Origin of the sequence: Burkholderia sp. ABCPW 11, from assembly GCF_001523445.1 — a bacterium.
GTDB lineage: Bacteria > Pseudomonadota > Gammaproteobacteria > Burkholderiales > Burkholderiaceae > Burkholderia.
On sequence record NZ_LOVM01000031.1, the window covers coordinates 17131 to 42631 of the forward strand.

General features: G+C 67.9%; 19 protein-coding genes. 9 read left to right on the top strand and 10 right to left on the bottom strand.

Going from position 1 to position 25501, the window contains the following annotated elements; all coding sequences use genetic code 11:
* Positions 1-68: 68 nt before the first annotated feature.
* The 4 genes from WS61_RS12015 to WS61_RS12030 all read right to left on the bottom strand — a co-directional run bounded on the left by WS61_RS12015 (position 69) and on the right by WS61_RS12030 (position 5154).
* A complete protein-coding gene (locus WS61_RS12015) occupies positions 69-1496 on the bottom strand; it encodes a cytochrome c (protein ID WP_059500679.1) in 1428 nt (475 codons plus the stop codon).
* The gene (locus tag WS61_RS12020) at positions 1493-3271 is read right to left on the bottom strand and encodes a GMC family oxidoreductase (protein ID WP_059500680.1); all 1779 of its coding nucleotides are present in this window, start codon (positions 3269-3271) and stop codon (positions 1493-1495) included. The genes WS61_RS12015 and WS61_RS12020 overlap by 4 nt, the downstream gene beginning before the upstream one ends.
* A complete protein-coding gene (locus tag WS61_RS12025; protein WP_059500866.1) occupies positions 3271-4011 on the bottom strand; it encodes a gluconate 2-dehydrogenase subunit 3 family protein in 741 nt (246 codons plus the stop codon). Before WS61_RS12025 ends, WS61_RS12020 begins: the two co-directional genes overlap by 1 nt.
* Positions 4012-4737: 726 nt before the next feature.
* Positions 4738-5154 carry a DUF3995 domain-containing protein gene (locus tag WS61_RS12030; protein ID WP_059500867.1) on the bottom strand — a complete coding sequence of 139 codons (417 nt, stop codon included), beginning with the start codon at positions 5152-5154 and terminating at the stop codon, positions 4738-4740.
* Between the two features lie 267 nt (positions 5155-5421).
* On the opposite strand from WS61_RS12030, the gene ald reads away from it, so the two are divergent.
* On the top strand, positions 5422-6537 hold the full coding sequence (gene ald, locus WS61_RS12035; RefSeq protein WP_059500681.1) for an alanine dehydrogenase: 1116 nt from the start codon (positions 5422-5424) through the stop codon (positions 6535-6537).
* Between the two features lie 45 nt (positions 6538-6582).
* On the opposite strand, the gene polX is transcribed toward ald, so the two are convergent.
* From polX to WS61_RS12055, 4 genes are all read right to left on the bottom strand, one after another.
* Positions 6583-8358 (bottom strand): DNA polymerase/3'-5' exonuclease PolX, encoded by a 1776-nt coding sequence (gene polX, locus WS61_RS12040; protein WP_059500682.1) that lies wholly within the window; start codon positions 8356-8358, stop codon positions 6583-6585.
* 150 nt (positions 8359-8508) lie between these two features.
* Positions 8509-8901, bottom strand: coding sequence for a TraR/DksA family transcriptional regulator (locus WS61_RS12045; RefSeq protein WP_059500683.1), 393 nt, complete (start codon positions 8899-8901; stop codon positions 8509-8511).
* Positions 8902-9284: 383 nt separating this feature from the next.
* A complete protein-coding gene (locus WS61_RS12050) occupies positions 9285-10691 on the bottom strand; it encodes an undecaprenyl-phosphate glucose phosphotransferase (protein WP_059500868.1) in 1407 nt (468 codons plus the stop codon).
* Positions 10692-10702: 11 nt separating this feature from the next.
* A complete protein-coding gene (locus WS61_RS12055; protein ID WP_059500684.1) occupies positions 10703-11485 on the bottom strand; it encodes a Crp/Fnr family transcriptional regulator in 783 nt (260 codons plus the stop codon).
* 919 nt (positions 11486-12404) lie between these two features.
* On the opposite strand from WS61_RS12055, the gene WS61_RS12060 reads away from it, so the two are divergent.
* The 6 genes from WS61_RS12060 (at position 12405) to WS61_RS12085 (ending at position 19318) form a co-directional block, all read left to right on the top strand.
* Positions 12405-13187, top strand: coding sequence for a Crp/Fnr family transcriptional regulator (locus WS61_RS12060; RefSeq protein WP_059500685.1), 783 nt, complete (start codon positions 12405-12407; stop codon positions 13185-13187).
* Between the two features lie 180 nt (positions 13188-13367).
* On the top strand, positions 13368-13619 hold the full coding sequence (locus WS61_RS12065; protein ID WP_006490451.1) for an acyl carrier protein: 252 nt from the start codon (positions 13368-13370) through the stop codon (positions 13617-13619).
* Complete coding sequence (locus WS61_RS12070) at positions 13616-14812, top strand: acyl-CoA dehydrogenase family protein (RefSeq protein ID WP_059500686.1); 1197 nt, start codon at positions 13616-13618, stop codon at positions 14810-14812. Before WS61_RS12065 ends, WS61_RS12070 begins: the two co-directional genes overlap by 4 nt.
* Positions 14809-15783, top strand: a complete 975-nt coding sequence (locus tag WS61_RS12075) for an amino acid--[acyl-carrier-protein] ligase (protein WP_059500687.1) — start codon at positions 14809-14811, stop codon at positions 15781-15783. Before WS61_RS12070 ends, WS61_RS12075 begins: the two co-directional genes overlap by 4 nt.
* Positions 15780-16835 carry a DUF1839 family protein gene (locus WS61_RS12080; RefSeq protein ID WP_059500869.1) on the top strand — a complete coding sequence of 352 codons (1056 nt, stop codon included), beginning with the start codon at positions 15780-15782 and terminating at the stop codon, positions 16833-16835. Before WS61_RS12075 ends, WS61_RS12080 begins: the two co-directional genes overlap by 4 nt.
* A 29-nt stretch (positions 16836-16864) precedes the next feature.
* A complete protein-coding gene (locus WS61_RS12085; protein WP_257127248.1) occupies positions 16865-19318 on the top strand; it encodes a glycoside hydrolase family 2 protein in 2454 nt (817 codons plus the stop codon).
* A gap of 39 nt (positions 19319-19357) precedes the next feature.
* Here the strand turns inward: WS61_RS12085 and WS61_RS12090 are convergent, their stop codons facing one another.
* Positions 19358-20749 (bottom strand): sigma-54 dependent transcriptional regulator, encoded by a 1392-nt coding sequence (locus WS61_RS12090; protein ID WP_034204976.1) that lies wholly within the window; start codon positions 20747-20749, stop codon positions 19358-19360.
* A 1295-nt stretch (positions 20750-22044) separates the two neighbouring features.
* Here WS61_RS12090 and WS61_RS12095 point away from each other — a divergent pair.
* Positions 22045-22623, top strand: coding sequence for a hypothetical protein (locus WS61_RS12095; RefSeq protein WP_059500689.1), 579 nt, complete (start codon positions 22045-22047; stop codon positions 22621-22623).
* The gene (locus WS61_RS12100) at positions 22620-24185 is read left to right on the top strand and encodes a mannose-1-phosphate guanylyltransferase/mannose-6-phosphate isomerase (RefSeq protein WP_059500690.1); all 1566 of its coding nucleotides are present in this window, start codon (positions 22620-22622) and stop codon (positions 24183-24185) included. Before WS61_RS12095 ends, WS61_RS12100 begins: the two co-directional genes overlap by 4 nt.
* Positions 24186-24209: 24 nt before the next feature.
* On the opposite strand, the gene WS61_RS12105 is transcribed toward WS61_RS12100, so the two are convergent.
* Entirely contained in the window at positions 24210-25499 is a 1290-nt protein-coding gene (locus tag WS61_RS12105) for a hypothetical protein (protein ID WP_059500691.1), read from the bottom strand.
* Positions 25500-25501: the final 2 nt, after the last annotated feature.

A 25501-nucleotide genomic window follows, 5' to 3' on the forward strand; every position in this document is an offset into this window, starting at 1 on the left:
GCAGGGGAAACGCGTCGCAAGCCCGGCCGCACGTCGCGCGGGCCGGGCAGCCGGCGGGCTGGCTCCCGTCAGCGCGACGCTTGCGGGAACCGCGCGCCCGGCGGCGGCTCGGGCCGCGTCGACGGCACGCTCTTGCGCACCTTCGCGACCTGCGCGGCGGTCACCGGCGCGCCCGTGTTGCCCCAGCTCGTGCGCACGAAGTTCGACACGTCCGCGACTTCCTGGTCCGACAGGCGCCAGCCGAACGGCGGCATCGTGAAGGTCGACGGCGCGGTGCGCGTGCCCTGCAGCGCGCTGCCTTCCAGTACGACGTGGATCAGCGAGGTCGGATCGTCGCCCTGCACGACCGGGTTGCCGGCGAGCGCCGGGAACACGCGCGTATAGCCGTGGCCGTCGCTGCGATGGCAGGCCATGCAGTTGTCGCGATAGACGGCCGCGCCCGGCTTGCTCGCGTCGCCGGTCTGCAGCGCCTTCGCCGCGGCCGCGTCGTACACGTGCGGCTGCTCGCCTTGCACGCGCGGCGGCAACGTCTTCAGGTAGCGCGCGATCGCGTTCAGGTCGTCGTCGGTCATGTGCTGCATGCTGTGGCCGACCACGTCCGTCATCCCGCCGAATGCGGCCGTACGCAGCGTGCGGCCGGTCTTCAGGAACTGCACGATCTCGGCCTCGTTCCACGTGCCGAGGCCCGTGCGCGGCTCGCCGCGCAGGCTCGTCGGCACCCAGCCGTCGATCGCCGCGCCGCCGGCCAGGAAGTCGAGGCCGTCCGCGTCGGTCAGCCCGCGCTCCTGCATCGTCGGCGCGCGCGGCGTATGACACGCGCCGCAGTGGCCGAGCCCCTGCACCAGATACGCGCCGCGCGCGACCACCGGGTCGGTGTACGGCGCCGCGTCGAACGGCTTCGGCGACGGCGCGAACATCTTGCGCCAGATGCCGAGCGGCCAGCGCATCGACAGCGGCCACACGATGTCGACCGCGCGGTTCTCGTGCTCGACGGGCGCGACGCCGTGCATGAAGTACGCGTACAGCGCCTTCATGTCGTCGTCGGTCAACCGCGAATACGACGGGAACGGCATCGCCGGATACATCGTGTCGCCGTTCTTGCGCACGCCTTCGCGCACCGCGCGGGTGAAGTCCTCGTAGGTCCAGCCGCCGAGGCCCGTCTTCGGGTCCGGCGTGATGTTCGTCGAGTAGATGCCGCCGATCGGCGTGTCGAACTTCAGCCCGCCCGCGAACGGCTTGCCGCCGCTCGCGGTGTGGCATGCGATGCAGTCGCCGGCGCGGGCAAGGTATTCGCCGCGCTTGACGAGGGCCGCGTCGGCGGACAGCGCCGCCGGTGCGGCCGCCGGGCCCGAAGCCGCGGCCGGCGCGGACGCCGGCTGCGCGAACGCGGCGCCGCCCGGCAGACCGAATGCCGCCCATGCCGCGCCGATCGCCAGCGCGCGCCGCAGCGGAGCAATGCGGCGCGCGGCGTTGTGGTGGTTCATCGTCCTCTTCATGCGGTCACCAGCGGGGCGGGATTTTTCAGGTACTGCTCGCGGATCGCGCGTGCCGACCAGTAGGCCAGCGCCGCGATGATCCCGGTCGGGTTGTAGCCGATGCCCTGCGGCAGCGCGGACGCGCCCATCACGAACACGTTGTGCACGTCCCAGCACTGCAGATAGCGGTTCAGCACGCTCGTCTTCGGGTCGGTGCCCATGATCGCGCCGCCGACGAGGTGGGTCGTCTGGTACTGGCGCGAGTCGAAGTGCTTGCCGAACTCGCGCGTCGACACGCCGATCGCCTTCGGCCCCATCGCCTCCGCGATCTTCTTCATCTGCCCGGTCACGTACCGCGCCATCCTGATGTCGTTGTCCTTCCAGTCGAACGTCATCCGCAACAGCGGCTGCCCGTACGAATCGCGATAGGTCGGATCGAGGTCGAGATAGACGTCGCGGTACGACATGTTGGTGCCGTGCGCGTCCATCGAGATCGTGTGCGCGTAGTTGTCCTTCACCGCCTTCTTCCACGCCGAGCCCCACTGCGGCGTGCCGGGCGGCGTCGCGATGCCGCTGATCGGCTTCACGCCGGCCTGGTTCACCCACAGCGGCGAGCCGCCGACGAAGCCGAGCGGGCCGTGGTCGAAGTTGTCCGCGTTGAAGTCGTCCACCGCGACGCCGTTGCCGCCCGCGCCGATGAACGGATTCGTGTAGGTGTCCTTGTCGAAGAACGCCTTGATCGTCGACAGGTTCTGGTACGCGAAATTGCGGCCCACGACGCCTTCGCCCGACACCGGGTCGTACGGCTTGCCGATGCCCGACAGCAGCAGCAGGTGCACGTTGTGATACTGGAACGCGGCCACGATCACGAGGTCGGCCGGCTGGTGCACTTCACGCCCGGCCGGATCGACGTAGGTCACGCCGGTCGCGCGCTTCTTCGTGTCGTCGAGGTCGACGCGCAGCACGTGGCACTTCGAGCGCAGCTCGAAGTTCGGTGCCTGCTTCAGCGCCGGCAGGATGTTCAGGTTCGGCGACGCCTTCGAGTACATGTAGCACGCGTAGCCGCTGCAGTAGCCGCAGAAGTTGCACGGGCCCATCTGCACGCCGTACGGGTTCGTGTACGGCCCCGACGTGTTCGCCGACGGCAGCCGGTACGGATGCAGGCCGAGCGAGTGCGCCGCATCGAAGAAGCGCTGCGCCGAATACGTATTGAGCTGCGCGGGCAGCGGGAAGTTGTCGCTGCGGTTCGCCTCGAACACGTTGCCGTCGCCGACCACCTTGCCGCCGACCTTGTACGCCTGCCCCGACGTGCCGAACACCTTCTCGGCGAAATCGAAATGCGGCTCGAGCTCGTCGTACGTGACGCCCGTATCCTGGATCGTCATCCCTTCGGGGATGAATTTCTTGCCGTAGCGCTCTTCATAGTGGCTGCGCAGGCGCAGCTCTTCCGGCGTGATCCGGAAGTGCACGCCCGACCAGTGCAGCCCCGCGCCGCCCACGCCTTCGCCCGGCAGGAACGCGGCGAGCTGCCGGTACGGCAGCGCGGTGTCCTGCAGACCATGGCGGATCGACACGGTCGTCTTCGACAGGTCGAGGAACAGCTTCTTGCGGATGTTGTAGGTCAGCTCGTCGATCGTGTTCGGGTACGCGCCGTCCGGATAGGTGTCGCGGTATTCGCCACGCTCGAGCGCGACGACGTTCAGGCCCGCTTCGGTCAGTTCCTTCGCGAGAATCGCGCCGGTCCAGCCGAAGCCGACGATCACCGCATCGACGTGCGGCTTCTTATCTGCGGCCATCAGCTGCGCTCCCCGTTGATCGAGACGGGGCCGTACGGATAGGGCTTGCCGCTCTGGTTGACGAAATCCATGAAGTCCGCGCGCGCGCCCGGGAAACCGATCATCTTCCACGCGGCCATGTCGCGATTGCCGCCATGCACCGGATCGCAGAAGTAGCCTTCACGCGTGTTCTGCAGCAACTGGCCGAGGAACACGCCGGGCGGGACGTCGTCGATCTGTGCGCTGCCCTTCTCCAGCGCGCCGAGCACCGTGTCGCGCGTCGGCGCGTCGAGATCCGCGAACGCCTTGCCGTGCGCCTTTTCGCAATAGCGGTTGACGGCCGCGATGCCGAGCCGGTAGATGTCGCGCGGCACCAGCTTCAACTGGTAGCCGAGCTCGGGCACGCCCTGCTGGAACGGCCCCTGCATGTACCACGTCGCGCCGTGCGCATACGGCGTCTCCATCTGGCGATCGATGAATTCGGGCACGCCCGCTTCGAGTGCGCCGGGGCCTTCGGCGTCGGCAGGAATCAGCCGGTCGACGGCGGCCTGGACGAACGCCCATTCCTTCGCATCGAAAAAGGTCGGCTTGTACGGCGCGCGTTCGGCGCTGGCCGACGCAGTGGACGCGTTGCCGGCCGTCGTCGCGGACGACGAGGACGAGCGCAGGTCGCAGCCGGCGACCGACGCGATCGGCACGAGCGCGACCGAGGTGCGCAGGAAACGGCGACGCGAATTGGGTTTGTCAGGTGGCGTGGACATGGTCGGATGTTGATCGTTGGGGATCGGGTTCGGACGCGCGCATGCCGCATGCCGCGTGCCCGGCGGGCAGCCGTGCCGCGGGCGGCCGGTCGCCATGTTCTTTCGGTGTTGCGCACTACCTCGATGCAGACGTCCGGCGACGCAGTCCGCGGCGGTACCGTCAACGCAGCCGCACGTCGCCCCGGCGCCGGCGGCGCTGCGCGGTTCGACCTCTTCGCGGGCCCTATCGTCGGACAAATACCGGCATCGGCCTGCATCTACCCGCCATCGCCCACGACCCTTGTTCAACTTAGACGTCGCGTCCGCGGACAGCAAGCGCAACGTGCACGACCCTCTTTTCCGGCCGGGCGACGAGTGCGGCGAATTATATATGGAACCGGTTCCATTACTAGAGGGTTCGATGCAATTCAGTGCATCGAAATTAGCAACAATGGGAAGACTGCAAGACTGAATGTGCAAGGATGGCGAGATGGCGACGCCTTCGCCGGTCGGGCAAACGAGCGGAGCGCGGGGGATGTGCCGGACGTGAGAGGCGTGAGAGGCGTGAGAGGCGTGAGGGCTGCGAGGGCCGCGTGTCGATTTCCGGCGACGCCCGCTCGGAGGGCGATGTCGAGTTGGACCGCGCTCCGGTAGTTCCCCCTCCTATGCATACCCACGATGCCGTGCCGGCCGAATACCTGAAGCCGACCGACACGCACGCGTGCCGAATCGCGCGCGGCTTTCCCCTCACCACGGCCAGAACATCGACGCGATCGACAACGCCAGCGCCGCGCACAGCGGCGAGTAATACAGCGTGTCCATCCGCGCGAAACGCGACCCGCGAATCCGTTTGAAGAAGCCGACGTAACGGAAATCGCCGACGGCCCGCACCGCGAAGATCAATGCGAGCGCAACGACCGCGAACGCGATCGTGCCGGGATACGCGTTGCGCCCGAGCCATCCGGCACGTGCGGCGACCACGCCTGCGCCGCCCAGCAGTGCCGCCGCGACGGCGAGCGTGCCGACGGCAGTCGGCCGCAACAGCGGTACGCCGTCGTGCTCGGGAATGGCCGCGCGCTTGCCCAGCCGCCCGCCGAACGCCCAGTAGACGTGCACGAACGCGATGGCGCAAAGCATCGGCACGCTGAAATACGCACCGGTCATGTCGATCAAGGTCCTCGTCTCGTCGTCTCGTCGTTTTGCCGAAAGCACTCCGGCCCGCGGCCACGCGCGCATTGCGACGTCGGGTCGCAACGGCCGCAACCGATAGCCGCGCATGTTGCGTCGCAGTGCGCATGCGTCGTCGCGCTGGCCGGCCGCTTGACTTCCCTCCGTGCACAACTACCCTGTTATTCCAGTACTGCGGTCGGCACGCCGCTACGCGAGCGGCTGCCCGCACGACGACGATAACGAAGGCCATGGAGGCGACTCATGCTGATCGGCGTGCCGAAAGAGATCAAGAACCACGAGTACCGCGTCGGCCTCACGCCGGCCGGCGCGCGCGAACTCGTGCGGCACGGCCATCGCGTGCTCGTGCAACGCGGCGCGGGCACGGCGATCGGCCTGCTCGACGACGACTACACGGCAGCGGGCGCATCGCTCAGCGACGGCGCCGACGAAATCTTCGCGCGCGCCGACATGATCATCAAGGTCAAGGAGCCTCAGCCGGCCGAATGCGCGATGCTGCGGCGCGGCCAGATCCTCTATACGTACCTGCATCTCGCGCCCGATCCCGATCAGGCCGCCGCGCTCGTGAAATCCGGCGCGGTCTGCATCGCGTACGAAACCGTGACGGGCCCGGGCGGCGGCCTGCCGTTGCTCGCCCCGATGAGCGAAGTGGCCGGCCGCATGTCGATCCAGGTCGCGGCGACCCACCTCGAAAGCCCGCGCGGCGGCCGCGGCCTGCTGATGGCCGGCGTGCCCGGCGTGCCGGCCGCGCACGTCGTCGTGCTCGGCGCGGGCGTCGTGGGCACCGGCGCGCTGCAGATGGCGGTGGGCCTGGGCGCGCGCGTCACCGTGCTCGACAACAACGTGAACCGATTGCGCCAGCTCGATCTCGTGTTCGCGAACCGGATCGCGACCGTCTGCTCGAATGCGCAAACGGTCGACGAAGCCGTGCGCGATGCCGACGTCGTGATCGGCGCCGTGCTGGTGCCGGGCGCATCGGCGCCGCGGCTCGTCACGCGCGACATGATCGCGACGATGCGCAAGGGAGCGGTCGTCGTCGACGTCGCGATCGACCAGGGCGGATGCTTCGAGACCTCGCATGCGACCACGCACGCGGCGCCGACCTTCGTCGTCGACGGCGTGGTCCACTACTGCGTCGCGAACATGCCCGGCGCGGTCGCGCGCACGTCGACCTTTGCGCTGAACAATGCAACGCTCGGCCATGCGCTCGCGCTCGCCGACAAGGGCTGGAAACAGGCGATGCTCGACGATCCGCATCTGCGTGCGGGCCTGAACGTGTGCGACGGGCACATCACGTACGAAGCGGTCGCACTGGCGCTCGGCCTGCCCTACGTGCCGGCGACCGGCGTGCTCGCTTGACCATGCCGGCATGCGTTGCACGCAACGCGGCCGGCCGCGTTGCGTTCACGCGCCCTTCGACCGGCTCCGCTTCGCGCCGCCGCCCGCGCTGCCCGCACCGCCCATCGTGCGCGCCAGCAGCGGCCGCAGTTGCGCGAGCGTGCGCGTGTTCAGCACGTCCTGCCGCGTCAGCCAGCCGCGCCGCGCCTGATCGATACCGAACGCGAGGTTGTCGAGTTCGTCCGCGCTGCATGCATCCGAACCGATCGCCACCAGTACACCGGCCTTCGCGGCCTCGCGGCACCAGACGTCCGGCAGATCGAATCGCCGCGGCTGCGCATCGAGTTCGACGAAGCAGCCGCGCGCGGCGGCCCCCGCGAGCACGCGCGGCACATCGAGTGCGCAGGCGTCGCGTTCGCCGAGCACGCGGCCGGTGGGATGCGCGAGAATCGTGAAATGCGGATGGTCCATCGCGCGCAGCATGCGATCGGTCTGCGCGCCGCGCGGCAGGTCGAAACCGTCGCGTACCGCACCCACCACGAGATCGAGCCGGCCGAGCATCGCGTCGGGTACGTCGAGGCTGCCGTCCTCGCGAATGCCGGCTTCCACGCCCTTGAGCAACACGAAATCGTCGAACGTCGCGTTGACGCGATCGATCTCGTCGATCTGGCGCGCAAGCCAGTCGAAGCCGTCCCGAGCGCCATCGGGCGGGGCACGGTCGGTGACGGCCAGGTACGCGAGCCCGCGTGCACGCGCGGCGTCGGCCATCGCGCGCAGGCCGTCGCGGCCGGCCGATGCATCGGTATGCGCGTGCAGGTCGCCATGGAGATGCTTGCGCTCGACCAGCGCCGGCAGCGTGCCGGCACGCGACGCATCGACCTCGCCGCGGTCCTCGCGCAACTCGGGCGGCACCTCGCGCAGCCCGATCGCCGCATAAACCGATGCCTCCGTCGCGCCGGCAATCCGCTCGTCGCCGCGAAACACGCCGTATTCGTTGATCTTCAGGCCGCCGGCCTGCGCGATCCTGCGCAGCGCGATGTTGTGCGCCTTCGATCCCGTGAAGTAGACGAGCGCCGCGCCGAACGCATCGGCATCGACGACGCGCAGGTCGACCTGCAACCCGCTGGCAAGCGTCACGCTCGACCGGGTCTTGCCGTGCGCGAGCACGCGCGCCACGTCGGCGTGGCCGACGAACGCTTCGGCGACCGCGACCGGCTCGCGTGCGGTGACGAGGATGTCGAGATCGCCAACCGTCTCGCGGCGGCGGCGGAAGCTGCCGGCCGGCACGGCCTTGCCGACGCCGGCCACCGCACGCAGGCGTTCGAGCAACGGCATCAGCGCATGCGCGGCGTCGGGCAGCAGAAAGCGTTGCGGCTCGCGCTGCAGGCGATCGTCGATCGCTTCGAGCAGATGCGCTTCGGTTTTCGCGCCGAAGCCCGGCAGCTCGCGCACATGCCCGCTCTTCGCTTCGGCGCGCAACTGTTCGAGCGAATCGACGTGCAGCGCGTCATGCAGCGCCTTCACGCGTTTCGCGCCGAGCCCGGGCACATCGAGCAGCTCGACGATCGCGCCCGGTAACGCATGACGCAAGGTCTGCTGCAGTTCGCAGGTGCCGGTCGCGGCGATCTCGCGCAGCTTCGCCGCGAGATCGGCCCCGATCGACGGAATCTTCGCGAGATCGTCGCCGTTCGCGATCATCGTCGGGATATCGCGGCCGTAGTCGGCGACCGTGCGCGCGGCGTTGCGGTACGCACGCACGCGAAACGGGTTGGCGCCCTGGATCTCGAGCATGTCGGCGATCTCGGCGAACACGGCCGCGCACTCGGCATTGTGGATCGGCATGATCGGCGTGGCTCCTTCCACGTGGATGTCGCGCCGCGCGCGTGCGCGGCGGCGTCTGCCCGCCCGGCGCCGCATATCGACGCCGCCGGGCGCCCGTTGGTCATCCTACGCCGGCCGCGCGTCGCGTGCAGCGCGGTTCAAGCCGCAACGTCAGAGCGACGCGCGCGGCGTCGTCGCGTAGCGTCGCTCGTAGAGCGACTGGCAATGCGCGCAGCGCTCGGCGGTCGGACGCGCCAGCAGGCGCTCGTAACCGACCGAGCCATCGCAGTCGATGCATTCGCCGTAACTGCCGTCGCGCATCCGCTGCTGGGCACGGCCGATCGCGCGCAACTCGGTCAGCTTCATGCCGATCAATGCATGATCGACGTCGACGAACAGGTCCGCGTTCGCCTCGTCGCCCTCGTCCGGCGCCGCGCCGGCCAGATCCGCATAGGATTCCGACGCGCGCTGGTCTTCGCTCGTGCGGATCTCCGCACGCAGCGCCTGCTCGCTCTCGTTCAGCCGCTGCTTCAGCGTCTGCCTTTGTTGTGGGTCGAGCGACATGGCCGTCTCTCCTGTTCCGGGTTCCGCGCGAAAAAGAGCGGCGCGCGGTATCGCGCCGGTGCACGGCACGCAGGCACGACTGCGCCGCCGCATCCGGATGGGCGGCCGGACGTGCGAAACGCCGGACGCATTCGACGCAGGATAAACTCATTGAACACGCGTGTGTTGACCGAAATCGGCGTACCCGTCATGCAGCGGCAGCGGTGCGGAAACTGGGGACCGACGCGCAATCCCGGCTTGCGGCGCGCACCGCGAAGGCCGCCGGCGCAACCGCAGCGCAGCAATTTCCCGGGCGGCCACGGTGCATCCTTCCGTGCTCGCGAACCGGCATCACGCGGTCGATACGATCGCGCGCACGGCGTCGCCTCGATGATTCGGCATCCTTAGAACGCGTTGCGCCCGACGAAGCCGCGCACCACCGTCATCAGGATGATCTTGATGTCGAACCAGAAGCTCCAGTTCTGCATGTAGAACAGATCGAGCTTCACGCGCGCCTCCATCGCCTCGATCTTGCGCGTCTCGCCGCGATAGCCGTTCACCTGCGCCCAGCCGGTGATGCCGGGCCGCACGCGGTAGCGGTACATGTAGCAGTCGATCAGTTGCCGATACAAGTCGTCGTGCTCGATCGCGTGCGGACGCGGGCCGACCACCGACATCTGCCCGAACAGCACGTTGAAGAACTGCGGCAGCTCGTCGAGCGACGTGCGCCGCAGGAACGCGCCGACGCGCGTGATGCGTGCATCGTTGCGCGACGCCTGCCGCACGACGCCGGGCTGGGCGCGATGCACGCGCATCGTCCGGAACTTCAGGATGTCGAACTCGCGGCCGTCGACGCCCTTGCGGCGCTGCCTGAACAGCACGGGCCCCGGCGACGACAGCTTGACCGCGATCGCCAGCAGCGCCAGCAGCGGCAGCAACGGAATCAGCACGCCGAACGCGAACAGCCGGTCGAACGCGAACTTTGCCCACAACTCCGGCGCGGAGCGCGGCGTGGTCGCGAGATTGATCGCCGGCATGCCGAGCACGTCGGTCGCGGAGCGATCGACGATCGCCATCTGCCGCACGTCGGGCAACAGCCGCAACTCGACGAACTCGTCGCGCAACTCGCGCACGATGCGATGGATCCGCCACTCGTGCGACATCGGCAGCGTGAGCCAGACCTCGTCGATGTCGCCGCCGCGAATCAGGTCGCGGAGCGTGTTCCAGTCGTCGATCACCGGTACGCCACCGATGCCGCCCGCGGCGGCCTGCGCATCGTCGTCGAATACGCATGCGGGCACGAACGGGCCGTTCGGCGCGAGCTGCATCCGCTCGATCGCCACGCGCCCGTAAGCCGTTGCGCCGACGACGGCGACGCGGCGCTGCCGCGCACGCGGGTCGCCGCGCGTCAGCGCGAGCGCCAGCAGCGCCGCGCGGCCGAGCAGCAGCGCCGCGTCGCCGGCCAGCACCGTGCGCACGATCCAGCGGGTGGTCACCGTGCCGCCGCGATTCATGATCCACATCGTGCCGGCCACCGTCAGCACGCTCGCACACATCACCGCCACCAGCGTGTGCGTCAGCACGTGCGCGCCGCCCTGCACGGCCACACCGCCAGGCACGGTGCGCAGGTAGCGCGGCAGCAACGCCACCGTCAGCACGCACAGCAGCGCGATCGAACCGCGTTGCGCATCGGACAGTTCATGCCATCCGAGACCCGACGCTGCCTGCGCGACGAGCGTCCCGGCCAGCACGAGCGCGACGTCGGCCGCCGCGATCGCGGCACGCCGCATTGCATTCGTTCCACCGGACATCGACTGCATCGTCACGCACCGTGCGCGGGGAATCCGAAATGCGCATCCGGCATGCGCGGGCGAACCGTCGCCGGCCTCGCATTTGCGCGCGTGCCGAGCAACCGGCGATAGTCGGCACGAATCAGGTCGTAGCACTCGCACGCCTGATGTTCGAGGCCGTGCCGGTCGAGCACCGTGATGCGGCCGCGGCGTTGCCGGATCAGCCCGGCTTCCTGCAGGTTCCCGGCCGCTTCCGTCACCCCCTCGCGCCGCACGCCGAGCATGTTCGCGATGGTCTGCTGCGTGACGGCCAGCTCGTCGCCGTCGATCCGGTCGTGCGCGAGCAGCAGCCAGCGGCTGAGTTGCTCGCTGACCGAGTGATGCCGGTTGCACAGCGCACTGCGCGAGATCTGCGCCATCGTCGCCTGGCAAGTGTTGAGCAGCAGCCGGTAAGTCTGCGCCGATCGCTCGAATTCGGCGCGCATCACGCAACTCGGCACGCGATAGGCCATTCCGCCGATACGCACCTCGACCCGGTTCGATGCGGCGACACCGCCGACCAGCGTCCCCAGCCCGACCACACCCTCACGGCCGACCACCGCCACTTCGACCATCGCACCGTCCTCCATCAGGTGCTGCACCGACATCATCGCCGTCGTCGGGAAATGCAGGTGGCGCATCGGCTCGCCGACCCGGTCGAGCATCCCGGCCTTGATCCTGACCAGTTCGAGATGCGGTGCGATGGCGCGGATGCTGTCCTCCGGGAGGGCAGCAAGGATGGCGTTCGCCGAATAGCTCGAGTGAAGATGAAGCATGTCTGTATCCCTTTTATCGTCCGCGCCGCCGGCAGCAGCAGGCACGGAACTCGTTATCTCGATGCGCGCCCGGACATTGACAGCGGTTGCGGCCCACAACCCTGAATCCGACTGATCATCGGCTTGTCATCGCCGAATTGAGTCGACTGCCCCGTTTGACACGCCAGCCCGAATAAGCGATTTACGTGCCAATACCCGCCCGTCCTTAATATATGAATCACATCCGATTTAGAGCCGCCGAATAACCGTCCCCAAATCCCAAAAAGCGTCTCATTTCCGGACACTCTCCCGCGCGACGGACACAGCGAGCATTCGACTGATCAATTCCCTTGCCTCGGGCCAGGACGGCCGGTTGGCGGCCGCGACGCTTATCGTTCAAATACTTACAGCCGATTTTCAATTGTTTTCTTGATGTGCGGCGCAGCATTTCGCACCATCGCCGCACCGCACACGCTCGTTTCAAACTGTCTCAAATTTGAATCGATACACTAATTCGCGGCTCTGTCCGTTACCGCACATATCACAATCAAGCCATTGATTTTAATGACAAATCATATTGACCCCATTAATTTGTCAAATAATGTTCAATGCCATCTCGCCACTTTCGCTGTACGATTCGCCATGTCGATCGATTGATTCCCGGTCGACATAGAATGACAAGCAGGCTCATGATTCCATTTCCGGATAATTAATTCCGGGAAAACGAATCATTAAATCGATATAACGTTCCGGCTCAATTGCAATCGTCAAACTTTGTGAAATGACAGAATGCGGAATTGCTCGAATTCAATTGCGTGCTAGCCTTTTTCGCGAGTATCGTCATTCCGTTTTTGATCAACAAAAGTCCGCACGATCGTGCGAAATCCCGTTCCGGGGTTCGCCGAAACGACGCGCGACCGCCAACCTGCGAGGATGCGCCGTGACTCACCAGGCCGCCGACGCCGTCGCGTATGCGAACGGCGTGATCGAGCTTTCCCACAGCTTCGACGCCAACCGGTTTCTCGCGGCCATCGACCGCGACGAACTCGCCACGCTGACACCCCACCTGCAGCTCGTTCACCTGAAATCCGGGCAGGTGCTATGCGAGCCCGGCGAAATGCTCGCCGCGGTCTACCTGCCCGTCACGAACGCGATTTCGCTGCAGTACGTGTCATCCGGCGGCATGACGCTGGAGGTCGCGGAGATCGGCAGCGAAGGCGTGGTCTGCGACGACGTGATCGGCGGCAGCGGCCGGATGCCCTGCCGCGCGGTCGCGTGCCGCGACGGTTTCGTCTACCGGCTCGACCGGCGCGTCTTCGCGGCCGCGTTCGATGCGTCGCCGGTGATCCGCCATCTCGTGTTCGTCGGCGTGCGGCTGCTGATGGCGCAGGTCTCGCAGATCACGTTCTGCAGCCGTCATCACGTGCTAAAACATCAGTTGTGCAGATGGTTCCTGCTCGCGTTCGACCGCACGCGCAGCATCGAGATCCAGGTGACGCACAGCATGCTCGCACAAATGCTCGGCGTGCGGCGCGAAACGGTCACGGACGCCGCCGGCGAAATCCAGAAGCTCGGCCTGATCCGGCAATATCGCAGCTCGATCGAGCTCGCGGACCTCGACGGCCTCGAAAAAATGTCGTGCGGCTGCCGCGCGATCGTGCGCGACGAGATGAAGCGCATCCTGTCGGCCGACTCGGGCGTGCCGGCCGCGTCGCGCGCGTGACCGGCGCACCGGGCCGGGACGGCGCTTCTGCGCCGCCGGCGTGCCGGGTCAGCTGTTTGTAGGGTGGCGAACAGAACGCCGTGTCCACCGATGGTCTACTGATGCCGGACTGCCGGGGGGATGTCAGCGCTTATCGCGCGTCTGCCCGAGCGGACGACACCACGCATGCCGGAGCAGCACGTGAAAAACGAAATCAGAACCATCCTGAAGCACGTCGCCCACCTCGAAGCCGCGATCGATTCGATCGGCGACGGGGACGACCTCTACGAAGCGGGCCTCTCCTCGCTCGATACGATCCAGTTGATGCTCGCGATCGAAAAGCAGTTCAACATCGAGATTCCCGACGAGATGCTGAACCGCAACCTGTTCCGCAGCATCGACGCACTCGCGGACACGATCGCCACGCTGCAACGCACCGAGCACTCCGCATGAGCGCGCTGCTTCCCGAACTCGCGTCCAACAGCGATTCGCATCGGCTCGACGAGGCCGCGCATGCCGTCGCACAGATCGCCGCCCAGCATGCCGATGCGGTCGATCGCGACGCGCGCTGCCCCGTCGAGGCGATCGAGGCGATGCGCGCGCGCCGGCTGCTCGGCGCCATGGTGCCGACCCATCTTGGCGGCGCGGGTGCGTCGCTCGAAGACATCGCGTCGGCCTGCTCGATCCTCGGCCAGGCGTGCGCATCGTCGGCGATGGTGTTCGCGATGCACCAGATCCAGGTCGCCTGCATCGTCGACCACGCCGCCGACCAGGGCTGGCACAAGCTGTTCCTGCAGCAGCTCGTGCGTCACCAGTGGCTGCTCGCATCGGCCACGTCGGAAGACGGCGTCGGCGGCAACCTGCGCGCGAGCCAGTGCGCGCTCGAAATCGACGCCAGCGGGTTCCGGTTGCACAAATCCGCGCCGACGATCTCGTACGGCGACTACGCGGACGGTATTCTCGCCACCGCGCGACGCGATGCGGACGCGCCGGCTTCCGAGCAGGTGCTCGTCACGCTGCTGCGCGACGGCTATACGCTCACGCGCCGCGGCGAATGGGACACGCTCGGCATGCGCGGCACGTGCAGCAACGGCTTCGTGCTCGACGCGCAAGGCGCCGCCGTGCAATGCCTGCCGGTGCCGTTCGCGAAGATCGCCGAGGAAACGATGGTGCCGGTCTCGCACATCCTGTGGGCCGCGGTGTGGATCGGCGTGGCCGGCGACGCATTCCATCGCGCGCATCAGTTCTTCCGCGCGCAGGCGCGCCAGACCGACGGCGCACCGTCACCCGCCGCGCGACGCATCGCCGAATCGCTCGCGCTGATGCAGGCGATGCAGGCCCGCGTCGACAACGTGCTGCGCCTCCACGCGAACGCGTCGGCCCGCTCGTGGTCGGCCGGCATGGCCTGGGCCGCCGAAATCAATACGCTGAAGACCTACGTGTCGGCGACCGCGCTCGAAGTCGCGCACCAGGCGATGATGATCTGCGGGATGGCCGGCTACAAGCAAGGCACGCCGTTCAGCATCGGCCGCCACATTCGCGACCTGCACGCGGCGCCGCTGATGATCAGCAACGACCGCATTGCCGCCAACACCGCGAGCCTGTTGCTCGCCCTGCGTCCCGCCACGCTGGAGAAACATACGTGAACGATCGCCTCGCCGTGCCCTCCGCCGCCTCCGTCCCCGCCGACGCACCGCTCGACCGTGCGGGCGTCAATCCGCTGCGCGATGCGCTGATCGACGCGGGCCTGCTGGTTTCGACCGGCATCCAGGGCCTGTTCGGCCGCAGCGAACGATTCGAGCGCGTGGTCGAAGCGCTCGACGCGTTCGTCACGCGCCTCGGCGCCGACCAGCAGGCCGAAGTGCTGCGCTTCCCGCCGGCGATGAGCCGCACCGAGTTCGAGCGCAGCGAATACATGAAGAGCTTCCCGCAACTGGCGGGCAGCGTGCACGCGTTCTGCGGCGACGAACGCCAGCATCAGCGCGTGCTGCAATGCCTCGATCGCGGCGACGACTGGACCGAAAACCAGAAGCCGACCTACGTCGTGATGACGCCGGCCGCGTGCTACCCCGTGTATCCCGTCGTCGCGCGCGCGGGGGCGCTGCCCGCCGACGGCCGGATCGTCGACGTGTTCTCGTACTGCTTCCGTCACGAACCGTCGCTCGACCCGACCCGCATGCAGTTGTTCCGGATGCGCGAATACGTGCGAATCGGCACGCCCGAGCAGATCGTCTCGTTCCGCGAGACGTGGATGGAACGCGGCACGCGGATGATCGAAGCGCTGCACCTGCCGAATGCGATCGATCTCGCGAACGATCCGTTCTTCGGGCGCGGCGGCAAGATCGTCGCGAACAGCCAGCGCGAGCAGAACCTGAAGTTCGAGCTGCTGATTCCGATCGAGCACGACGGCCGGCAGACTGCGTGCCTGAGCTTCAACTACCACATGGACCATTTCGGGCTGCTGTGGGACATCCGCACCGCGACGGGCGACGTCGCGCACACGGGCTGCGTCGGCTTCGGCCTCGAACGGCTCACGCTCGCGCTGTTCCGCCACCACGGCTTCGACATCGACGCCTGGCCGCAAGCGGTCCGCGACGTGCTGTGGGGCACGCCATGAGGTTCGTTTCCCGCGACGGCGAAGACGCGTCGTTCGAGGGGGTGCGCCACCGCGCACGCCACTACCGGCCGCACCCGCTGCACAGTCAGGAGATGGTCTGGAAGCAGACCAACTGCTATGTCGACATGTGGCTCGAGGTGCTCCGGTGGTGGGGTCTCAATCCGTATGCGGCGCTGCCGTTTACGATCGCGCTCGATTTCGAGGGCGACCAGTTCACGTTCTTCAAGTTTCCGCACGACGAGCTGGAGCGGCTCTACGGGATCGTCGTGCAGGAACATTCGATCTACGAGCCGCTCGACCAGCACATCGAGACGCAGGTCGCGCGCGGCCACCTGATGATCGTCGAGGTCGACGCGTGGTTCCTGCCCGATACGCGCGGCAGCAGCTACCGCACGCAGCACACGAAGACGACGATCGGCATCGACGCGATCGACCGTGCGAAGCACCAGATCGGCTACTTCCACAACAGCGGCTATTACGTCGCCGAGGATTTCGACTACAACGGGCTCGTAGGCGCCAGCTCGCCGATGACGCTGCCGCCGTACGTCGAATGCGCGAAGCGACGCTTTGCACCGCTCGACGAACGCGCGCTGTGCGAAGCCTCGCTCGCCGCGTTGCAGCGCCACCTGCGGCGCCTGCCGATCGTCGATCCGATCGCGGCGTTCCGCCGGCAGTTGCAGACCGACGCGCGCATCCTCGCGGGCGCGCCGCTCGAGCGCTTCCACGCGTACTCGTTCAATTCGGTGCGGCAGCTCGGCGCGAATTTCGAACTGTTCGGCCACTATGCACGCTGGCTGCAAGCGAGCGGCTGCACCGGACCGTTCGCCGAAATCCGCGCCGCGTGCGATCGCATCGCGTCCGAAGCGATGGTGCTCGAATTCCGGCTCGCGCGCGCGTGCGCACGCGGCAAGGAAGAATACGGCGATTCGACGCTCGAAGCGATCGAGGTCGCGTATACCGACCTCGTCGCGTGCGCGCGGCAGATCGGCGCACCGCTGCGGCACGTGACGCCCGTGCGCGCCGACACCGCACCCGTGTCGGCCATGCGGTGACGCGCGCGCGCCCCCTGCCCGCATGGTCGATGCTGGCGACGGCCGCGGGCGCCGTGCGCGAACCGCGCGACCTCCCGGCCGATCGCGGCAGCTGGATCGCGGCGCCGGTGCCCGGCACGGTCGCGCAGGCGCTCGCGCTGGCCGGCCGGCTCGACGAAGCCGCGTCGCTCGACGAGCGCGATCACTGGTACCGGCTCGAGCTGCGCGGGCGCGGGCCGCGCATCCTGCGCTTTCACGGCCTCGCGACGCTCGCCCACGCATGGCTTGACGACACGCCGATCCACCGCTCGGACAGCATGTTCGTCGCCCACGACGTGCCCGTGTCGCTCGACGGCACGCACCGGCTGACCATCTGCTTCCGTGCGCTCGCGCCGCATCTGCGCGACGCGCGCGCGCCGCGCCGTGCGCGCTGGCGCACGCGGCTCGCCGAACCCGCCGCATTGCGCACGATCCGCACGTCGCTGTTCGGGCACATGCCGGGCTGGTTTCCGCCGTATGTACCCACCGGCCCGTGGCGGCCCGTCGAGGTGCTCGATCCGGCCGACGGCCCCGTCCTGGCCGATTGCAAACTGCATGCCCGTATCGAAGGCGACACGGGCTGGCTCGACGCGGAACTGACGTTCGCCGCGCCGCTGCCCGACGCGTTCGCGGCACGGCTGTCGTGCGGCGACCATCACGCGACGCTCGAACGTGCCGACATCGACCAACTGCGCGCAAGCGTTGCGATACCGAACGTGCGTCGCTGGTGGCCGCATACGCACGGCGACCCGGCGCTCTACGAGGTCGTGCTGCATATCGGCGCCGCGCGCCGGTCGCTCGGCTCGACGGGTTTCCGCACGATCGAGATCGATTCCGGCATCGACGGCAAGGGGTTCGGGCTGCGCATCAATGGCGTGCCGGTGTTCGCGCGCGGCGCATGCTGGAGCAGCGCCGCGCCGCTCGCGCTGCACGCCGACGACGCGACCTACGCCCGCCTGCTCGGGCTCGCACGCGACGCCGGCTTCAACATGATCCGCGTCGGCGGCACGATGACCTACGAGGCCGACGCGTTCCACGCATGGTGCGACCGGCTCGGGCTGCTGGTCTGGCAGGACTTCGGTTTCGCGAACTTCGATTACGCGCTCGACGATCCCGAGTTCGCGGCCAACGTCGATCGCGAAGCGAGCCAGTTCCTTTCGCGTCACGGCGCTTCGCCGTCGCTTGCGGTGCTGTGCGGCGGCAGCGAGATCGCGCAACAGGCCGCGATGTCGGGGCTCGGGCCGAAGCAGCGCTTCGTCGAGCTGACGGCCGACCGGCTGGCCGGCCACGCGGCCGCGCACCGCCCCGATGTCCCGTACGTGCCCGATTCGCCCGACGGCGGCGTGCTGCCGTTCACGCCGCGCGAACGCGTGTCGCACTACTACGGCGTCGGCGCGTACCTGCGTCCGCTCGACGACGCGCGCCGCGCGGACGTGCGCTTCGCGAGCGAATGCCTCGCGTTCGCGAACGTGCCGTGCGATGCGACGCTCGCGGAACTCGGCTGGCCCGGCGTGCACGAGCCGCGCTGGAAGGCGGCCGTGCCGCGCGACCCAGGCACGTCGTGGGATTTCGACGATATCCGCGACCACTATCTGGAGACGCTGTACGACGTCGCGCCCGACCGGCTGCGACGCGAGGATCCGGCGCGCTACTTCGAGCTGTCGCGTGCGGTGATCGCGGACGTGATGCGCGAGACGTTTTCCGAATGGCGACGCACCGGTTCGCGTTGCGCCGGCGCGCTCGTGTGGCAGTTCCAGGATGTGATGCCGGGCGCCGGATGGGGCGTGATCGACGCCGCGCACCGCCCGAAATCGGCATGGTATGCGCTGCGCCAGGTGCTGCAGCCGATCCAGGTGCTGCTCGTGGACGAAGGCCTGAACGGGCTCGACGTGCACGTGGTCAACGAGCGCCCGGCGCCGCTGTCGGCCGCGATCGACCTGGTCGCGCTACGCGACGGCCGTACGCCGGTCGCACGGGCCGGCTGCCCGGTGCGGATCGCCGCGCACGACACGGTGCGGCTCGGCTCGGCCGAGCTGCTCGGCCGCTTCTTCGACTGGACCTACGCGTACCGCTTCGGCCCCTGCGAACACGATACGGTCGTCGCGACACTGCGCGCCGACGACGGCACGCTGCTGTCGCAGGCGTTCCATTTCCCGTCCCGCACGCATCCTGCCGTGCTGGCGCGTCGCGAACCGGGGATCGAGGCATGCGTATCGCGCACCGGCGAGACCTGGCACGTCGACATCGACACGCGGCATGTCGCACGCCACGTGCAGATCGACGCACCGGGTTTCATGCCGAGCGACGACTGGTTCCATCTCGCGCCCGGCACGCCGGCGCGCATCGCGCTCATTCCATTGCGAATCGACGGAAAGCCCGCGGCGGCCGACGGCGATGCGCCGCCCGCGGTGGAAATCCGGGCCGTGAACGCCGCGCGCGCGGTGCGGGCCAGCCAGGCCGGGTGACGACGCTCGCGGCCGCCGCGAGCGTCGCGCTGCCGCGTATCAGTCGGACGAGCCCGTGCTGCGCGGCCGCTCGATGCCGTACGCCTCCATCCAGCGATACAGCGTCGCGCGCGACACGCCGAGTTCGCGCGCGGAAGCGGCGACGCGCCCGCGCGTGCGCAGCAACGCGGTTTCGATCGCTTCGCGCTCGATCGACTTGCGGATGTCGGCCACCGACGGCGACGCCGCGTCGAGACAGTATTCGAGCTCGAGATCCTGCGCGGTGATCAGACGCCCTTCCGTCATCACGACCGCCCGGCGCACGCGGTTGATCAATTCGCGGACGTTGCCCGGCCAGTCGTGCTTGTAGAGCGCCGTGATCGCATCCGTCGAGAACCCGCGCACGCGATGGCGCGCATCGCCGCGAAAGCGCTCGAGCATGTGATGCGCGAGCAGTTCGATGTCCTTGCCGCGCGCGCGCAGCGGCGGCTGATCGATGCGCATCACGCACAGACGGTGGAACAGGTCGGCGCGAAAGCGCCCTTCCTCCATCGCATCGCGCAGATCGACGTGCGTCGCCGACACGATCCGGACATCGACCGGTACCGGATCGCTGCCGCCAAGCCGATGAATCGCGCGTTCCTGCAGAAACCGCAGCAGGCTCGCCTGGCTTTCGTGGGGAAGGTCGCCGATTTCGTCGAGCAGCAGCGTGCCGCCGTTCGCGGCCTCGACGTAGCCGATCTTGCGCGCGTTCGCGCCGGTAAACGCGCCGCGCTCGTAGCCGAATAGTTCCGATTGCAGCAGATGCGGCGGAATCGCGCCGCAGTTGACCGCGACGAACGGGCCGTTGCGCCGCTCCGAATGACGGTGGATCGCGACGGCCGTGAGCTCCTTGCCCGTTCCCGTTTCGCCGAACACGAACACCGGTGCGTCGGTGCGCGCGAAACGCCGCACCGTATCGAACAGCCGCAGCATCGCGCTGCAGGTGCCGACGATGCCCTTTTCCTCCGATTCGAGCTGTTCGCGATCGCGCGCGAACAGGCATTCCATGCCGTAGGCGTGGCCGACCGTATCGGCAATCCGCTGGTGCGACGCCGGCAGCGTGACGTAGTCGAAGCAGTAGTCGCGCAACAGCGCGCGCACGTTCGGCGACGCGGTCTGGCCGGCATCCACGAGCGCCACCCACACGACGTCGCGCATCGACGCGCAGGTCGACGCGATGCTGCCGATCGCATCGGCGTGGCCGCCGCTCAAGTCGAGAATGCCGCAGGTAATTTCGCCGGACGTGTCGCGCAGCTCGTTCGCATGCGCGACGACCGACACTTTCCAGTCGCGGCGCGACAATTCCTTTCGCAGCATCACGGACGGCGACTGCGTCCAGTAAATCAGCGGACGCTGCCCGTTACCGCTCCCCACGCCGGCGCTCTTATCGCGCGTTATTGGCATATTCATAACGAACCATCACTTTCCGCACTCCGCGAACCGTTCGCGTGCGCTGCGGCCGGCGGCGCATGGCCGCCTTTCCGCGCTGCGTTTCCGCAGCTTTGGCGAAGATCGAAACTGCACACGGCGAGAACCCCCGGAGATCGAGCCGGCTGTCATCCGGCCTCGTTGTCATCGAACTCGAACGGAATGCGCGACTGCAGGAGCCATGACATTCCGGCTTTGAAGCGACCCGCCGTCAGGCGGGGCACGTCGGCACACGGAAACGCCGACCCGCATGGGCGTCGCATCGTACACGACGGTCGCACCCGATGCCGAGCCGGAGGGCGGCCAAACCGCGCCCGGATCGCCCGCCCCATTTCATCCGCACCTGAATTTACACCCCGTTGCCAGTTGGCCTTGTTACCAAAAGATAAACGTGAATCAGTCGGTTACGCTGCTCGTGGCCCGGCGCTCCGCGCTTTTGACCACTGAGATTTGATTATCTATGACCATTCCCGTCAATCAGTGGCAAATACTACTTTTCCGCAAGATTGATCCGGTCGATTGCCCGCGATTTCCATCGAAATCTCCCAAAAAGCAAAGTACCGTGCTCCGCGGACCGCATAATCGCGCGCGCCCCCGGGTCGCCGCATCGCCTCCCGCCGGCGCGCCGGCCACCCGGCCGTTACACGTCGTAATCACCGGCATCGCGCCGCGCAGGCGCTTTTCGGCGAAATCCGGCCGGCTGGCCGGATACCGGCGGCGGCCCGCGCGTCGTGCGGTGCAGCATGATGGCCATCCTTGCGCGATCCGCCCGCCCGCAGGTCCCGGCCCGAAGCGCCCCCACCGGCAGATCACCGCGGCGGTGCAAGCGCGCGAGCGGCAGCGCCCCCTTGCGGGCGTGCAGGATGGCGATCGGATGGCGGGGGGATCGCCTCGCCCGGTGTGCACGATGCGATCGACGGCGAGCCAGCGCCCGACACTCCTGCGCGCAGCCGGTCCGTCGTCAACGATGCAATCTCGGCCCCGTCTCCCGGCGCGCGGTTTGCGTGCGATGTCGGCCGGGCGCGCTTCATTGCAGGCCGCCACGATGAACCAATTATGAAAAAGCACTGGCCCCGACGGTGTGTGCTACCGCACATTGCGACGCTCCCGTGCCGCGCGCATCGCCTGGTATCCCGCGCCGCGCCCGGCGAATCCGGAGCGTTAGTGCGCTTTCGAACAGACCGCTGCACCACGCATCGGGATGATGAAGATCGCCGCGCCGCACGGATCGACCGCATCCGCGCGGCGTGCCGAAGGCATCACGCGAGGACAGCATCATGGAATGGCATTGTTGTGAATTCGAACATCTGAGCGCCGTCGATCTCTATGCAATCCTGCGCGCGCGCAACGCCGTGCTGGTGGTCGAGGACGCGCACACGCATCTCGACATCGACGGCAAGGACGCGGGCGCGCTGCACGTCTATGCGAGCGTGCGCGACGGCGACGCGATGGAAGTCGCGGCCTACGCACGCATCCTGCCCGGCGACGACATCGATCCGGACGTCGTGATCGACAAGGTGCTGACGAGCGAAAGCTGCCGCGACGACGACACGCTCGAACGCCTGATCGGGCGCGCGCTCACCGCCGCGCAGGCCGCATGGCCGGAGGCGGCGGTGCGCACGCACGTCCCCGCACCGCGCCAGGCATTCTACAAACAGTTCGGATTCCGCAAGGCCTACGGGCCGTATCTCGAACAGGGCACGCCGTTCGTCGGCATGATACGGTCGGCCGACCGCGCGGCCGGCGCGCTGCGTCACCTGCTGTCGCGAGCCGTTTCGGTCTCGCGCCACGACGACGCGCGCGCCGACGGCCGCGCGCGCACCCTGCTCCCTGCCGATACCGGAGCGAACCGATGACCCGCACCCTTCGTCCGGTTCCCGAACCCGATCTGCCGAGCATCCTGCCGGTGATTCTCGCCGGCGGCTCCGGCACGCGGCTGTGGCCGCTGTCGCGCGAGCAGTATCCGAAGCAACTGATCGAGCTGGTATCGAACGAGTCGCCGCTGTCGGCGACGGCGCGCCGCCTGAACGGTATCGCGAACGCATCGCTCGGCGACACGCTGCTGCTCGTATGCGGCGAACAGCATCGCTTCATGAGCGCCGAGCAGGTGCACGGCCGCTCGGCGCCCGCCCGCATCCTGCTGGAACCGGCCGCGCGCAACACCGCGCCCGCGCTGACGCTCGCCGCGCTCGACGCGAGTGCGCTCGCGGACGATCCCGTGCTCGCCGTGATGCCGGCCGATCACGTGATCGTCGACGTCGGCGCGTTCCAGGACGCGATCGCACGTGCGGCGCGCTATGCGCAGGAAGGCGCGATCGTCACGCTCGGCGTGCTGCCGCGCCGCGCGGAGACGGGCTACGGCTACATCCAGGTCGGCGAGCCGCGCTCGGGCCGCCACGGCAGCCAGGGCGGTTACGCGATCGGGCGTTTCGTCGAAAAACCCGACGCGACGCTCGCCGAACGCTATCTGCAATCGGGCGATTACTGGTGGAACAGCGGGATCTTCGTCACGCGCGCATCGGTCTGGCTGAAGGCCATCGGCGCGCTTGCGCCCGACATTCATGCGGCCTGCGAGAGCGCGTGGCGCGCGGGCGTCGCCGACGATCCGTTCTTCCGGATCGACGCGGCGGCCTTCGACGCATGCCCGTCGGATTCGATCGACTATGCGGTGATGGAGCGCCTCGCGGAACACGGCGAGCTCGGCATAGAAGGCATCGTCGTGCCGCTCGCGGCCGGCTGGTCGGACGTCGGCACATGGGACGCGATCTGGGAAATCATGCCGAAGGACGATCACGGCAACGTCGCGCGCGGCCCCATCGTTTTCGAGGATACGCAGGACAGCATCGTGCGCTCGGAAGGCCGCCTCATCGCGTGCGTGGGGATGAAGGACGTCGTCGTGATCGAGACGGCCGATGCGGTGCTGGTGGCGAACAAGCACGACGTGCAGCGCGTGAAGAACATCGTCGCGCGCCTGAAGACCGACCGGCGCCCGCAGGCGAGCGAGCACCGCAAGGTGCAGCGGCCGTGGGGCCATTACGATTCGATCGATCTCGGCGAGCGCTTCCAGGTGAAGCGGATCGTCGTCGAGCCCGGCAGGCGGCTGTCGCTGCAGATGCACTATCACCGCGCCGAACACTGGATCGTCGTGCGCGGCACCGCGAAGGTGACGCGCGGCGCCGAGACGTTCCTGCTGTGCGAGAACGAATCGACGTACATCGCCGTCGGCGAAGTACATCGACTCGAGAATCCCGGCCGGATTCCGCTCGAAATCATCGAGGTGCAATCGGGCGACTATCTCGGCGAGGACGATATCGTCCGCTTCGACGATCAGTATGGCCGGGAGACTTGCGTACCGCCGGAACCGGCTACGCGGAAGGCGGCCGTGCTGGCCGCGCCGTCGACGGGCGACGCGTGCTGACCGCACGGGCATGGCGCCCGCGCGTCACCGCACGACGATCGCCGTCGACACGACGTTCTGGATGAACGGCTTGCCGACGGCCTTGATGAAGTACGTGCCCGCCCGGGCGCCCGGCAGCGGCATGCTCGTCGTGTCGGCCGGATAGCGGCCGGCCAGCGCGAACGCGCCGTCGCCGAGCCGCTCGTACAGCTCGAGATGGTCGACGGTCTCCGGATGGGTGATCCTGACGGTCAGGCTCGCACCCACGGGCTGCGCGTCGATTGCGGTGCAACTGGCGATGCCGGTTTCGAGCGCGCTGCCTTCCTCGTAGTCGTTCCAGGTGATCAGTTGAACGAACGGCAATTGTTGCCGCACGCTGTAGCGCTCGTTGATCGTCCTGAACGTGTCCAGCCAGGTCCGGCCGCACGACGGCGCGAGAAAGCGCGGCGCCGCGGCGCCCCACGATGCCTTCGTATCGTCGAAGCCGCTCCATACGCCGCCGACCGTGATCGTCCCCGGCGGCTGATTCCGTGCGATGTCGTAGAAGCGCTCGCGATACAGCAGGTCGCGTCGTATGCCGACCGCTTGCGGCGCGGCGCGCGGCGACGGCTGCGTCCACACGTACGCGCCCTTGCTGTACGGAAGATCGAAGCCCTGCATCAACGTATGAATCCAGTAGACGTCGGGGTACGCGGCGTGAATCCGTGCCCAGTCGGCCTTGCCGACCGCGTCCATCCCGAACTCGGACACGACCGGATGGCCGTTGTAGCGCCGATACTGGCTCGACGTGAAGTATTCGCGGCTGATGTACGCGAGGTTGTGCAGGATCGTCGCGGTCAGGTCGCAGCCGCGACACGCATTGAACTTGAAGGAACCGCTGTCGATCATGATCGAGAACGTCATCCCGGGAAACTTCGCGAGTTCGGGCAGCGATGCCTGCCACGCCGTGTCGACGAAATGGCCCTCGCCGTACCAATCCACGATCACGCCGTCGATGCCTCTCGAACGCATGTCGGCGAAGGTGCGAAACGCCTGGCGGGGATCGTCGGATCGATAGCCGACGTTCACGCCGCGCCGGTCGGGGCCCCACCATGGAAGGTAGTGCGCGAGCACCTGCGTCGTGCTGCCCGGGTACAGCAACGTGTGCACGTCGATTTTCGATATCGACGTCGTGCCGGCGAGCAGCCCGTTCGACGAGCCCTTGAAATCGGGGCTGCCGGACGTATTGGCCGGCGCGAGCGCCATCACGCGCTCGCCGCCCTGGCAATGACCGTAGACGGCCGACAACGCCAGTGCGCCAAGGGCGACCGCCACGATGCGTCGCAATGCCCGCATAA